The organism is Polaromonas sp. P1_G1, assembly GCF_056405595.1.
This window is the reverse complement of the sequence record NZ_JBFUBU010000127.1, coordinates 1-596: the sequence shown is the minus strand read 5'-3', so window position 1 is coordinate 596 and position 596 is coordinate 1. Positions and strand designations below refer to the sequence as shown.

Below are 596 nucleotides of genomic sequence, written 5' to 3'. Positions count from 1 at the left end.
GAATACGTTAATGCGGAAGATGATGAAGAGATCAATGTTGATGAGCCGCCACCATCTCATCAACCTCAGAAACAAAACCCAGTTACTTCGAAAGCAAGAGTTTCAACGAAGCGCACATCAAGAAATATCAATGTGAAACTGAGGTTCACCGTATTGCAGTCGGATAGTTTTCGTTGCCGCTCATGCGGAGCATCTCCCGCGAGAAATCCTGAAATTGAGCTGCATGTTGATCACATCGTACCGTGGTCTAAAGGTGGTGAAACTGAGGTCCAGAATCTTCAAACACTTTGCTCTAAATGCAATTTAGGCAAGAGTAACCATGAGTTCATTTCTCAAAGTGAGAGTGCCTAGTTTTTGTAAGTTGAGCCCCAAACCCGCTCCCGCCGTCTGGCTCAATTTGGACACTAGACCTGCAACACCACCCCACTAAACCGCAGGTGGTGCAAGCACTCCCGCAAAATCACCATCGCCGCATAAAACTCCGGCGCCGTAGGCAAGGCCTCGTGCGCGCTGGGGCGCCCCTGGCTCACCATGGCGATGCGGTTGAATAGGTCTTCCACTTCTTCCAAATTCCATCGCAACACGGTATCCGGCAC

The 596-nt window shown here is 49.8% G+C and carries 1 protein-coding gene and 1 pseudogene; one reads left to right on the top strand and one right to left on the bottom strand.

The annotated features are described in order from the left end of the window. Positions 1-351: HNH endonuclease (locus AC1D1Y_RS26055; RefSeq protein ID WP_477684900.1), on the top strand; the 351-nt coding region annotated here is incomplete at its 5' end. A 53-nt stretch (positions 352-404) separates the two neighbouring features. Here AC1D1Y_RS26055 and AC1D1Y_RS26050 read toward each other — a convergent pair. Continuing rightward, positions 405-596, bottom strand: a pseudogene (locus AC1D1Y_RS26050) (hypothetical protein); the annotation flags it as partial.